Here is a 13049-nt window from a genome sequence, read left to right on the forward strand (position 1 = left end):
TATATAAAAAAAGATGCGACATGAATCGCATCTTTTATAACATTACATTTCAACAATTTTACCTGTTTCAAAGTAGACAACCCATTCGCAAATGTTCTTTGCGTAGTCGCCAATACGTTCCAAATAATTGATTACTTGGAAATAATCACGACCAGTTACGATGGATTCAGGATTCTTGCGAATTTCTTCTGTAGCTAACTCCTGAATATTTTCGAAATAATGATTAATCTTTTCATCTAAAGCAGCCACTTCATAAGCTTGATCTACACTTCCATTAAGGTAAAGATCCAAGGCTGATTCAACAAAGTTTTTCACATCACGACCCATCTTCTTGATTTCTTCCTCGACAGACTGAATGCGAATTTCACCTTTCATGCGAATGGTTGCCTTAGCAATAGATACAGCATGATCACCCATTCTTTCCAAGTCTGAGCTTGCTTTTAGTACAGTAATAACTGTCCGTAAGTCCTGTGAAACTGGTTGCTGCAAAGCGATGATCTCTAAGGATTTCTTTTCCAATTTCACTTCGTACTCATTGACTTCAGCGTCTTCCTCGATAACTTCCTTAGCCATATCTCGATCATGTGTTACAAAAGCACGGACCGTCCGATTGATTTGCGAAAGTACTTCATTTCCCATCGCATAAAATTGATTATGCAATTTCTCTAAATCATCTTCAAATTGTACACGAAGCATACCTGTCTTTATCCTTTCTTCTTATCCAAATTTACCAGTAATATAATCTTCTGTCTCTTTATGAGCAGGTTCTAGGAACATTTGCTTGGTCGAATTAAACTCTATCAAATCTCCACCTAGGAAAAAGGCTGTTTTATCTGAAATCCGTGAAGCCTGTTGCATAGATCTTGTAACCAAGAGCATGGTATACTGATCTTTCAAACCGTAGAGGGTTTCTTCAATTTTCCCTGCTGAAATAGGGTCTAAGGCCGAAGTTGGCTCATCCAGAAGAATAATTTTAGGGCTTGTAGCAAGTACACGAGCTACGCAGACACGCTGCTGCTGCCCACCAGAGAGACCGATAGCCGAATCATGGAGACGGTCCTTCACTTCATCCCAGATAGAAGCGCCTTTTAAAGAATTCTCAACAGCTTCATCCAAGATATGCTTATCTTTAACTCCATTTATTCTCAATCCATAGACCACATTCTCATAGATAGTCATTGGGAAAGGGTTGGGTTGTTGAAAGACCATTCCAATTTCTTTTCGTAGCTCAACAGTATCAGTTCTGGGACCATAAATGTTGTGCTCATTATAGAGAACCGTTCCTGTAGTCGTCACCTCCGGATTAAGATCACCCATACGATTAATAGCTTTTAAGAGGGTTGATTTCCCAGAACCGGATGGTCCAATCAAAGCTGTAATTTCATTTGGCAAAAAATCTAGAGTAACACTATTCAGAGCCTTCTTTTTATTGTAATAAACCGACAAGTCCTTGACTTGTAAAATAGGTTCTGTCATTTTTTCTATCCTTAACTTTTATACATTGTTATTATCAACATGGAATTCCCTTATCCAAAATGACCAGACACATAATCATTCGTAGACTGAAGTTTTGCATTTTGGAAGATATTGGTCGTCTTGTCGTATTCAATCAGATCTCCCAAATAGAAAAATCCTGTATAGTCACTTGCGCGTGCTGCCTGTTGCATATTGTGGGTCACAATGATGATGGTATAGTTATTTTTGAGTTCAAACATAGTTTCTTCCAGCTGCATGGTCGCGATAGGATCCAAGGCTGAAGCAGGCTCATCCATCAGCAAAATATCAGGTTTGACGGAGATAGCTCGAGCAATACACAAGCGCTGTTGTTGTCCACCTGAGAGTGTCAGAGCCGACTTGTGTAAATCGTCCTTGACCTGATCCCAAAGAGCAGCCTGCTTAAGTGATGTTTCTACAATTTCGTCCAAGACTTTCTTATCCTTAACCCCTGCCCTCTCATGAGCAAAGGTGATGTTTCGATAAATGGACTTAGCAAAAGGATTGGGTCTTTGGAAGACCATACCAATGTGTTTCCGCATTTCATAAACATTAATTTCAGGACGGTTGACATCAATCCCTTCATAGAGGATTTCTCCTGTCACGCTTGCAATATCGATGGTATCATTCATTCGATTAAGACTGCGTAGATAGGTTGATTTCCCGGAACCTGATGGACCGATTAAAGCGGTAATCTTATTTTTTTCAAACTGCATATCAATGCCCTTGATGGATTCTTTTTTACCATAGTAAACGTGTAAATCCTTGGTTTCTAAGGCCACTTTTTCTTGAGGAAAAGTAATGATATGTTTTTCATTCCAATTATATTCTGTCATTTCTTCTCCTTTATGCAGAGGTTAGTTTCTTATGTAAATAGCTACCGAGCTTGCGAGCACCAAAGTTGAAAATCAATATGAAAACCAAAAGGACAGCTGCTGATCCAGCAGATACAGCTGTTGCATCCGGAATGGTCCCCTCACTGTTGACTTTCCAGATATGAACCGCAAGAGTCTCTGCCTGACGGAAAATAGAGATTGGACTAGTGATACTGAAGATGTTCCAGTTGGACCAATCCAAAGCTGGAGCGGATTGACCAGCGGTATAGATCAAGGCTGCAGCTTCACCAAAGATACGTCCTGAAGCCAGGACAATCCCTGTCACAATCCCTGGGAGAGCTTCTGGAATAACTACGTGAATCACTGTCTCCCAGCGAGAAATCCCTAAAGCCAGTCCTGCTTCCCGCTGTGTATGGTGAACATGGCGCAAGCTATCTTCAACGTTACGTGTCATCTGTGGTAAGTTGAATACGGTCAAAGCCAGGGCACCAGAAATGATTGAAAATCCATATTCAAACTGTACAACGAAGATTAAATAACCAAAAAGTCCGACAACGACTGATGGCAAAGAAGACAGAATCTCAATACAGGTTCTGATAAAATTGGTCACAGGACCTTTTTTAGCGTACTCAGAAAGATAGACACCAGCCCCCATAGAAAGAGGAACAGAGATAATCAGAGTAATCACCAAAAGAAAGAAGGAATTGTATAACTGAATCCCAATACCACCACCAGCTTGATAAGAAGATGATTTGCCAGTCAAGAAAGACCATGAGATATGTGGCAATCCTCTTACCAAGATATAAAGAATCAAGGAGGCAAGAATGGTCACAATGATGCCTGCTATGGTATAGAGAATGCTTGTTGCTAATTTATCTAATTTCTTAGCGTGCATAGTTTTTCTTACCCCTTTCTTTCGTAATCAATTTAATCACACTGTTGAAAGCCAAGCTCATAATCAAGAGAACTAAAGCCAATGACCAAAGAACATTATTATCAACTGTACCCATTACGGTATTTCCGATTCCCATGGTCAAGACAGATGTCAGAGTTGCTGCTGGTGTTGTTAAAGAAGTTGGAACTACAGCAGAGTTTCCTACAACCATTTGAATAGCAAGTGCTTCACCAAATGCGCGCGCCATCCCAAATACTACAGCTGTAAAAATACCTGGACGTGCTGCTTTCAAGGTTACTCGCCAAATGGTCTGCCAGCGAGTAGCGCCCATGGCCAAACTAGCTTCACGATAGTGACGCGGTACAGCACGTAAGCTATCTGTTGTCATAAAGGTAACGGTCGGCAGAATCATAACGAATAAAACGAAGATACCTGACAAGATACCAAAACCAGTTCCACCAAAAATAGAACGAACAAAGGGCACAACTACTTGCAAACCAATAAATCCATATACAACAGATGGAATACCAACTAACAGTTCAATCGCTGGTTGCAGGATACGAGCTCCTTTTGGAGATACCTCTGTCATGAAGACTGCCGCTCCAATTGCAAAAGGCGTTGCAATCACAGCGGACAGGATGGTCACGATGAAAGATCCCAAAATCATTGGTAAGGCACCAAATTCCTTGCCGGAAGGATTCCATGTTGAGCCAAAGAGGAACTCAAAGACATTAACTCCGTTGACAAAGAAAGTAGAAAGACCTTTTTGAGCAACGAAGATCAAGATCATGGCAACGATAATGACAATCAAAGATAAACAAGCAAAAGTCAGATACTTACCAAACTTCTCCAAACGAGAATTCTTAGAAGATGATAGCAATTTCTTAGCTAGTTCTTCACGTTTCATTTCTTATCTCCTTCTATCTTTGTGACATTTCCGTCAGCATCCTTGCTAACTTTCATATCATTGATGGAAATATAGCCCATTCCCTTAACAACGCCTTCTTGGACTTCATCAGACAGCATATAATCCAGGAATTCTTTTGCTAGGCCTTTGGGCTTACCAAGTGTATACATATGCTCATAAGACCAAAGAGGCCAAGCATTTGTGGCTACATTTTTTGTAGTCGGTTTATTTCCATTCAAACTAATCGTTTTTACTGAATTATCCAAATAAGCAAAAGCTAGATAGGAAATTGCACCTGGTGTTTGGGAAACAATAGACTTGACCATTCCATTTGAATCTTGCTCTTGACTTTGAACAGCTGAAGTACCATCCATAATCACACTATCAAAGGTTGCGCGTGAGCCTGAGCTGGCTGCTCTGTTGATAATGGAGATTTCTAAATCCTTTCCACCGACTTGCTTCCAGTTAGTGTATTCACCTGAAAAGATTTTTTTCAGTTGCTCAGTTGTAAGGTTATCAACACTGACTTCTTTATTAACAATTACAGCGAGTCCAGCGACAGCAACCTTATGATCAACAAGAGCTGAAGCATCAATTCCCTCTTTTTCTTCAGCAAAAACGTCAGAATTTCCGATTTCAACCGCCCCAGATTGAACCTGGGACAAGCCAGTACCAGAACCACCGCCCTGTACATTGACTGTCTTTCCGAGATTGTTGGAGCTAAATTCATCAGCTGCAGCCTCAACCAAGGGCTGTAATGCAGTTGAACCTACGGCTGTCATGGATTCTCCACGATCAATCCAAGAAGCACAGGCTGATAAAGTAAAACTACTAAAAATGGTTATCAGCCCTAAAGCTATTTTCTTACTCGTTCTCAAATTATATCTCCTTTTAGTTTGGACAGAAAAGCCTGCAATTTCGCATTTTCTCCTCATTTCCAACTATATCATATATATAGATTTTTGAAAAGATTTTTACCTAAAGCGAAGCCCTTTAGGAAAATAGTTTTTTAATGTTTGATTAGCTAATTTTGCAAAACCTAATCCATTTCCATGAATAATCAATTGATACCAACCATTAGGAAGAGATTCCTTAATTTGAAGAGTTTCTCCTCCTACATAGACTTCAAAGTCTTGTTGACTTAATTCTAGTTTATTCTTAACTTCACTAGGTTGCAAGGCTAAACCTAAAGCAAAGCTTGGTTCAAAGCGCTTCTTCTTAAAAGTACCTAAATGAAGGCCGTTACGAGCTATTTTTATTTTTGACAAATCAGGAAGACCAAGTGGCAATAGATAAAGTTGATCGCCAAAAGTTTGTAAATCACCTTTAAGCTCTACTTTTAAATGTTCATTTTGGAAAGTCTGCCAAAGGCTTCTCTGGTCAGCAGTTAAATTTGATCGAGCAGGCTTCAACTTTGGTAATTTGTGTTCGCCAACAAATCGAAACTTAGCGACAAATTGCCCTTCTCCTTTGAAACGATGAGGATACATACGAGCTGTTTCGGGATAGTCTATTCCAGGAGTCATTCCATTAATCTTTGAAAGGTCAACCAATTCCAAAGGGAATTCGTCTAGTAGCCAAGCCACAATTTCTTCATTTTCTTCTGGAGCCCAGGTACAAGTTGAATAGACAAGCTCCCCGCCATTCGCCAACATCTTAACTGCATCTTCTAAGATTTCTCTTTGTAGAGCAGCGCATTGAGCTGGATAGTCAAGTGACCAATAGTCCATGGCATCAGGTTGCTTGCGAAACATTCCCTCCCCAGAACATGGTGCATCTAAAACAATTAAGTCAAAAAATGATGAAAATACTTTTGCCAAGCGCTCCGCTGACTCATTGGTGACAAGGACATTTCTTGCTCCAAATCGTTCGATATTTTCTACTAAAATCTTAGAGCGTTTATTGTTGATTTCATTTGAAACCAATAGGCCTGTATTATTTAGATAGGATAGCAAATGAGTGGATTTTCCACCTGGTGCTGCAGCTAGATCTAGAACCTTCATGCCCTCACGAGGATGAGCGATTTGAGCAACCATTTGAGCGGCTGGCTCTTGCGAATAAACTAAGCCTGTCACGTGTTCAGGGGATTTTCCAGATACCTTACCATAATAGCCCCAATTAGTTTCAGAAATAGGATTAGAAAATGTGAGCTGCCCTTCTTTCAAGGGATTGGTCCGAAATGCTGAAATAGGCTCTTGATCAAAAGTTGAGAAAAAAGAAGCGGCTTCTTTTCCTAAAAGTCGCTGGTATTTTTCTTCAAAGCCAGTCGGAAACCGCATTTAATTCTCTCCTCTTTGATAGATATATTTTTGTAATTCTGTTATTTTATCTCGAGGGCACATCATAATCCCTTGTCTCGTCTTAAAATCAGGTTTTTTCCCATCAAGAGTCATTACTTGATAACCTAGCTTTTCCCCTAAAATTGATGCTGCAGCATAGTCCCAAGGGTAGAGATAGGTGATATAGGTTAGTAAACGCCCCTGTAGAATACGACTGAAGCTAATAGCTGCACTTCCATAGGCACGTGCTCCAAGACAGTCCTTTGTCAGGTCTGCTACTCCCCAGTCATTTCTTTCTAGCATTCCAGCATTAGAAGCAATCAAAAAACGTTTCAAAGGGTGATTGCGAAATGGTTTCAAGACCTTATCATTGCATTTGACTTCAAACTGTCCACCGCCGTGATACATTTCATCTCTCATAACGTCATAGATAATTCCAAATTGACCGATACCGTTCTCATAGTATGCAACCATCACTGCAAAGTCATATCCCTGCGCTACGAAATTCGCCGTGCCATCAATCGGATCAATCACCCAGACTGAGCCAACTTCTATATCTTCCTTGAGTTGACCTTCTTCAGCGAAAATAGCATCATTCGGGTAATGCTTCAAGATTTCAGATACCAATAAAGCTTGAACATTTTTATCCATCTGGGTTACTAAGTCAGTTGCACAAGTCTTTTCTTCTACTTCCAAGCCTTCTTCCATATGTTCCAGTATATAGGCACCAGCTTTATAAACCAAATCTTTAGCAAAAGCAAATTTATTTTCCAAGAGAAATCATTCCTTTCTCTGTATTTTTAGCTGCTTGAACCGCACGATAAAGAGAATAGCCACTAACTGCTTCAAACTCACGACCGATTCTTTTCTCTTCAGCCTTGCTGGGAACAACTTCCTTAAAGACAGTATAAGAGCCCAGTAACTGCTGAGCAGAGACTTTTGACTCATAGGCCTTTTCAACATCATTCAAAAAAGAAAGCACTGAAGCAAGCTCTTCAGTGCTCCACGATAGATCTAGTGGGTAACTATAGTTCTTATTCATATATTATTCAATTTCAGCTCGTAAAGTAGCTTCTCTAAGTTCCTGTTGACGATAACTGCGAGGTAAAAATGCTCGAATTTCATCTTCGTTAAAACCAATCTGCATCCGTTTGGCATCCAAAATAATTGGACGACGCAACAAAGAAGGGTTTTCCTCAATCAATTTTATTAATTCTGATATAGATAAACTCTCAACATCCAAGTTTAACTTTTGAAAAATTTTTGATCGAGTTGAGATAATATCGTCCGTTCCATTTTCTGTCAGTGATAGGATGTGTTGTAACTCCTGAGCTGATAGAGGACTGGTCATGATATTATGTTCCACGAAAGGAACTTCATGGTTTAACAGCCAAGCACGCGCCTTACGGCAAGACGTACAACTCGGTGATAAAAATAATGTAATCATGCGCTTCTCTTCTTATTTCTTAATAACTTCCTCTATTATACTAAAAATATAAGCGCTTGACTAGACCTTTTTATATCCAGATACTTCTTTTATGCTTTCCAGGAACGTGCAATGGCTTCATCTGATTTTAACTGATTGAGTAAACTTTCAATTCCATCAAACTTCACCATATCCCGAATTTTATCAAGCCAGTATATTTTAATCGTATCACCATAAATATCTCTTGAAAAATCAAAAATGTTTGCTTCAAAACGAAGTTCATCACCTTCAAAAGTGACATTCTTTCCAACGCTTGCCATTCCTTTGTAACGTTTACCATTATGTTCAACTTCGACGACATAAACACCGTCTCCCGGCAAAAAGACTCGATCAAGTGGTGCTAAATTAGCTGTTGGATAACCAATAGTCCGACCACGAGCATTTCCGTGGACTACAATTCCCCTAGTTGATAATGGATAGCCTAGTAATTTTGAAGCCTCAGCAACACGACCCTCTTTAATGGCTTGACGTATCCGAGTAGAGGAAATTTTCTTATCATCTTCATTTACCGATGAAACGATAACAATCTGGCCATCAAAATACTGACTAAGTTCCTCGGCTTCTTTTTTGTCTGATCCAAAATGATAGTCAAAGCCAGCTACAACTACTTTAGCTTTCAGCCTTTTAACGTACTTTTCAAAAAAATCTTCTGCTTTATTTCCTGCAAAACAGCTAGTAAAATCAATCAAATAGAGATAGTCAACTCCTTGTGCTTCAAGTAGTTGCTCTCTTTCTTCAGGACTGTTGAGATGAAGTAATAAATCAGGCTGGTAACGCACAAAGGCTAGCTTGGGAGATTCTGGAAAAGTAAGCACAGCAATCTTCAGTTTTTTTTCTGCTGCAATCTGACGTGCCTCGGCAAAAAGGGCTTGGTGCCCCCTATGTAAACCATCAAAATAACCTAAAACTAAGACAGTATCCTGAGTTTGTTGGATATCTTTTTCATTTGAAATATGGATTGTTTTCATTCTTATATTTTATCATAAATAATCAGAGAAAGACCTTACGGGGCTTATACTGATTCACTCGTTTTTCTAAAATAGCTATCAATTTCTCATTATGGAAAGCAGCTAGCTCAGTTTCATCTGATATCAAGCTAATAAAACGGCCATTTCTCACATCTTCAACCTGCTCGTCTGATAACTCGACTTTCAGTAAATCCCCGATCCCCAGTTCTAGTGGCTGGAGAAAAGAATAATCCTCCTCTGCTACTCGCTCTGCTATTTGATCCAAGCTTAAGGCGTCGGCCAGATTCATACCTGCAGCACTAGTTCGTATTAAATGAGACATATGAGCAGCATAGCCCAGCTTCTCTCCCAGGTCAACAGACAAGGTACGGATATAAGTTCCCTTGCTACATTTCACACAAAAAGTGAATCGTGCGAGATGGCCCTCATAAGAGATCGGACTTGTCCGTTCAAATTGATAAATAGTCACCTGGCGTTCTGGACGCTCCACTTCCTGACCTGCTCGCGCATACTCATAGAGCTTGCGACCATTGACCTTGACTGCCGAATACATAGGAGGAATCTGAGTAATAGGCCCAGTCAGACTTGAAATCGCTTCATCGACAATGGTTTCATCCAAGGGCGACAAAACAGGTGTTTCTGCAACCACCTCACCACTAGCATCCTCAGTCGTTGTTGAATAGCCAAGGGTTATCTCACCCTCATAGACTTTGCCCTCATCCTGCATAAACTCGACCAAACGCGTCGCCTTACCAACCGCAATAGGCAAAACCCCTACCACATCTGGATCCAAGGTCCCACCATGACCGATTTTCTTGGTTTTTAAAATTTTGCGCAGCTTAAAAACCGCATCATGCGAGGTCATGCCCGCTTCTTTTTTAAAGTTGATAATTCCGTTCATGTGTTGCTTTCTAATTTCCCTTTCACTTATATTCCCCATTGTTTAAATCAATTTTTTTAATATCATATAAATCCTCAGAGTAAAATGGTTCCCCCGACTCAATTGGTAAAATATATTCAAAATTTTCATCCTTTTCAAGCCGTTTATACTTTCCATTAACAACCGAAAAGTAGTCAGCGTTTATGTTGTAATATCCATCCGGAAGGCTTGAAAAATCAATATCATCTAGTTCCAATAGGTTGCTTTTGCTAAGTGTTAAATGCAAGCAAAGAGCTCCCTCCTTCATAAAGTCTTTAACAGAAAGAGTCGCATATCCTCTAAAAGCTTGTTTTTCTTTACTGAATGAATTTTGATTTTGAAGAGCCTTTTCTTTTATTAATGGAGTTATTCTATATGAACTTGATATTTTAAAACCAGGGCTAGCTAATGGCTGTTCTTTATCATCAATAACGACTAAATCATAGCCTTTCTTTTGTATCGCACTTTCTACAGCTGATTTAAAATCATTCAGAACCGTCTGAGCTTCTTGGCTCGATACAGAAAGCCTCAAGAATTCTTTAAAACCATAATTCTCATTAATGAAACTGACCTCTGTTAATTTTTGACGAATATACTTAGCACCTACTTGAATAGTTATTCCGTTATCCGATACATCAAAAATACTAATATCTGAAACGTTGCTTTCTATTTCTACGCTTTTAAGAGCGACATCATAATTCATTTTCCTAGAAGAATAAAACTCTTTTAATTGTTGAACTTTAGCATTATTTCTAAAGTGGATTTGAATTGTACTTCCTATAAATGGAGAAAAAATCCCAATCAAAAATATAATAAGTAACTTACGCCTTAATTTTGGATTATAGTCTTCCTTCTGATAAATCCAATCTAAATACGGAAATAAAAATAATGAAAAAATGAAACTCCAAAGGTCAAGATCTTTTATAAAGTCAAAGGAAACGATCATCTTAAATCTTAGCAAAAACATTAGAAAAATTGCTAAAAAAACATTCCCGATCAATAGAAAAGCACCAATACGTTTTGATTTATTATTTGCTCCTCGCACATAAGATATACCTACGATAAGATTGGCTATAAAGCTAATTCCATAACCGAATATAGTTGGAATAAATCCAAAAATAGCAAAGATTAAATTGTATCTTGAGTCAGTATCGCCTACGCCTTCAATATTTAAAAGACCATATAGGAGATTAAGAAAAAATACAACTAATGGTAAATAAGCAATATAAATATCCGAGAATTTCAAAGATTTTTTCATATAAACTCCTGTTTTTAAGGTAATCTCACCCTCCCTTCAATGCTTCAAACTTCGCTTTCATGGTTGGATTTTTTCTGGTCAACTTTTTAACTGAGACATCGTCTAATTTGTTGTTGGCAAGGCGAAGTTGATTTTCAGATGTGGTTAGGAACTTTTTGACCTCTTCCATACGCTTAATAGCCTTGTCAATTTCATCGATGGCTTTACCAAAGTTGGTCGAAGCTGAGTTGTAGTTCCTGGCAAAGGCTACTTTGAAGGCATCCAAATCTTCCTCAAAATGGGTAATATCAATATTCTGCTCCCGAACCAAAGCTAGCTCTTGCTTGTATTTTAGGGAATTAAGCGCAGCATTACGCAAGAGTCCAATCAACTGGATAAAGAACTGTGGTCGGACAACATACATCTTTTCATACTCGTGGCTGACGTCAACAATCCCTGTGTTAAAGTAGTCGTTATCGGACTCAAGCATGGTCACCAAAACAGCATATTCACAGTTTTTCTCGCGACGGTCCTTGTCTAATTCTTTGTAGAAATCTGCATTCTTGTGCTTCTTCTCCGTCCCATCCGCTTCATTTTTCATCTCAAACATGATGGAAATGATTTCCACTCCATTTTCATCACATTCACGGAAGATAAAGTCGCCTTTAGACCCACGCGCAGAAACCTTATTATCCTTCTCAAAGTAGGCATTTGGAAAGGCAAAACTGCGGACCTTGTTAAATTCACTCTCTGCATACTGTTCCAGACTTTCACCGATAGCTTTTGTGGATTGTTGGGCTTTGAAATTCTTATAGAACTCGACCTGTTCACTAGCTGCCTTGAGCTGCGCTTCGTAATTTTGCTTAACAGAAGCCAAAGATAACTCATTTTCCTTTTCCTGCAAGAGGAGCTTGTTTTTGACCTGATCGCGCTCTTTTTCAAGGTTAGAAAGAGTCTTTTGCAGTTGATTTTCATGCTCTAAACGTAAGGTAGCCAATTGGTTTTCCAAGGCCTGTACTTCCTTGTCCTTGGCCAATAAAGCCTCATGGCTTGTCTGCTCTATTTCTTTCCTAGCGAGTTCTTTTTCTGTATCAAAGTTTTGGATTTGACTCTGCAATTGAGCGATTTCTTGGTCTTTTTGAGCTAGTTTAGACTGTTGCTCATTCATGGCCTTCTGCTCAGCCAAGGCCAGTTCCTGCTTCATCCGATCATGCAGTTCCTTATCAAACTCAGCAGTTCTCACTTGTGATAAGAGTTCTGCATACTGACTTTCATTTACTGTAAAGACTTCCCCACAGTTGGGACATTTGATTTCGTTCATGGATTATCCTCTTTCATGAAAATTCTCCATTATATTATACCATTCCTTGTTATAAATGAAAAACTCGGGCTAATTCTCTAAGGCTTGCTTCAAATTCCCCTTGACTTGTTTGATAAAACAGTGTACTATACTACTGTATATACACATAAAGGAGATTATAATGAAAATTAAATCTAAAAATCAATTTTTAACCATAACCGCTTTGCTCACAGCCTTAGCATTGCCATTCCTATGGTTATGCCCTTGAAAATTGTCATCCCCCCTGCTTCTTATACGTTGGGGAGCCACGTCGCCATCTTTCTGGCTATGTTTATCTCGCCTCTAATGACTGTGATTGTCATTTTAGGATCTACTTATGGTTTTTTGATAGCTGGTTATCCATTTGTAATTGTCCTACGTGCTTTCTCTCATATTGTATTCGGTACCCTTGGGGCTATCTACTTGAAGAAAGCTCCCGAAACCTTAAATAATCCAATTAAGAAGTGGATTTTCAATATTGTAATGGCCATTATCCACGCATTAGGGGAAGTGGTGGTCTGCGTTATTTTTTACAGCTCCACTGCTTATCCAAGTGGTAATCTTTTCTATTTATTGTTTATCTTGGTTGGCTTTGGTACTATTATTCACAGTATCGTAGACTTTCTGATTTCCGATTTTATTTTCCAAGCTTTGAAAAAAATTAGATAAGCCTTGCAACTTATTCCTAT

At 39.0% G+C, this 13049-nt stretch carries 14 protein-coding genes and 1 pseudogene; 1 reads left to right on the top strand and 14 read right to left on the bottom strand.

What is annotated here, in order from left to right; genetic code table 11:
- Window positions 1–42: 42 nt before the first annotated feature.
- The 14 genes from phoU to O3640_RS03810 form a co-directional block, all read right to left on the bottom strand.
- The gene (gene phoU / locus O3640_RS03745) at window positions 43–696 is read right to left on the bottom strand and encodes a phosphate signaling complex protein PhoU (RefSeq protein WP_223344007.1); all 654 of its coding nucleotides are present in this window, start codon (window positions 694–696) and stop codon (window positions 43–45) included.
- Between the two features lie 21 nt (window positions 697–717).
- The gene (pstB, locus tag O3640_RS03750; RefSeq protein ID WP_008808746.1) at window positions 718–1476 is read right to left on the bottom strand and encodes a phosphate ABC transporter ATP-binding protein PstB; all 759 of its coding nucleotides are present in this window, start codon (window positions 1474–1476) and stop codon (window positions 718–720) included.
- A gap of 50 nt (window positions 1477–1526) precedes the next feature.
- Complete coding sequence (gene pstB / locus O3640_RS03755) at window positions 1527–2330, bottom strand: phosphate ABC transporter ATP-binding protein PstB (RefSeq protein ID WP_008808747.1); 804 nt, start codon at window positions 2328–2330, stop codon at window positions 1527–1529.
- Window positions 2331–2340: 10 nt separating this feature from the next.
- A complete protein-coding gene (gene pstA / locus O3640_RS03760; protein WP_223344008.1) occupies window positions 2341–3225 on the bottom strand; it encodes a phosphate ABC transporter permease PstA in 885 nt (294 codons plus the stop codon).
- Window positions 3215–4132, bottom strand: a complete 918-nt coding sequence (gene pstC, locus O3640_RS03765; RefSeq protein ID WP_008808749.1) for a phosphate ABC transporter permease subunit PstC — start codon at window positions 4130–4132, stop codon at window positions 3215–3217. Before pstC ends, pstA begins: the two co-directional genes overlap by 11 nt.
- Window positions 4129–5010, bottom strand: coding sequence for a phosphate ABC transporter substrate-binding protein PstS family protein (locus O3640_RS03770; protein WP_012000468.1), 882 nt, complete (start codon window positions 5008–5010; stop codon window positions 4129–4131). Before O3640_RS03770 ends, pstC begins: the two co-directional genes overlap by 4 nt.
- 96 nt (window positions 5011–5106) lie before the next feature.
- Window positions 5107–6411, bottom strand: coding sequence for an RsmF rRNA methyltransferase first C-terminal domain-containing protein (locus O3640_RS03775; RefSeq protein ID WP_223344009.1), 1305 nt, complete (start codon window positions 6409–6411; stop codon window positions 5107–5109).
- A complete protein-coding gene (locus O3640_RS03780; RefSeq protein ID WP_223344010.1) occupies window positions 6412–7185 on the bottom strand; it encodes an inositol monophosphatase family protein in 774 nt (257 codons plus the stop codon).
- Window positions 7175–7453 (bottom strand): UPF0223 family protein, encoded by a 279-nt coding sequence (locus O3640_RS03785; RefSeq protein WP_061601958.1) that lies wholly within the window; start codon window positions 7451–7453, stop codon window positions 7175–7177. The genes O3640_RS03780 and O3640_RS03785 overlap by 11 nt, the downstream gene beginning before the upstream one ends.
- 3 nt (window positions 7454–7456) lie before the next feature.
- Entirely contained in the window at window positions 7457–7858 is a 402-nt protein-coding gene (locus tag O3640_RS03790; RefSeq protein WP_012000464.1) for a Spx/MgsR family RNA polymerase-binding regulatory protein, read from the bottom strand.
- 89 nt (window positions 7859–7947) lie between these two features.
- Entirely contained in the window at window positions 7948–8865 is a 918-nt protein-coding gene (locus O3640_RS03795; protein WP_195321897.1) for a bifunctional riboflavin kinase/FAD synthetase, read from the bottom strand.
- 22 nt (window positions 8866–8887) lie between these two features.
- Window positions 8888–9766, bottom strand: coding sequence for a tRNA pseudouridine(55) synthase TruB (truB, locus tag O3640_RS03800; RefSeq protein ID WP_061600353.1), 879 nt, complete (start codon window positions 9764–9766; stop codon window positions 8888–8890).
- Window positions 9767–9788: 22 nt separating this feature from the next.
- Window positions 9789–11042, bottom strand: coding sequence for a glutamyl-tRNA amidotransferase (locus O3640_RS03805; RefSeq protein ID WP_227221533.1), 1254 nt, complete (start codon window positions 11040–11042; stop codon window positions 9789–9791).
- A 25-nt stretch (window positions 11043–11067) separates the two neighbouring features.
- Window positions 11068–12342, bottom strand: a complete 1275-nt coding sequence (locus O3640_RS03810) for a DUF2130 domain-containing protein (RefSeq protein ID WP_061600349.1) — start codon at window positions 12340–12342, stop codon at window positions 11068–11070.
- A 160-nt stretch (window positions 12343–12502) separates the two neighbouring features.
- Here O3640_RS03810 and O3640_RS03815 point away from each other — a divergent pair.
- Window positions 12503–13029 (top strand): annotated as a pseudogene (locus tag O3640_RS03815) (hypothetical protein).
- Window positions 13030–13049: the final 20 nt, after the last annotated feature.

The organism is Streptococcus sp. 27098_8_75 (assembly GCF_041432475.1).
Taxonomy (GTDB): Bacteria; Bacillota; Bacilli; order Lactobacillales; family Streptococcaceae; genus Streptococcus; species Streptococcus gordonii.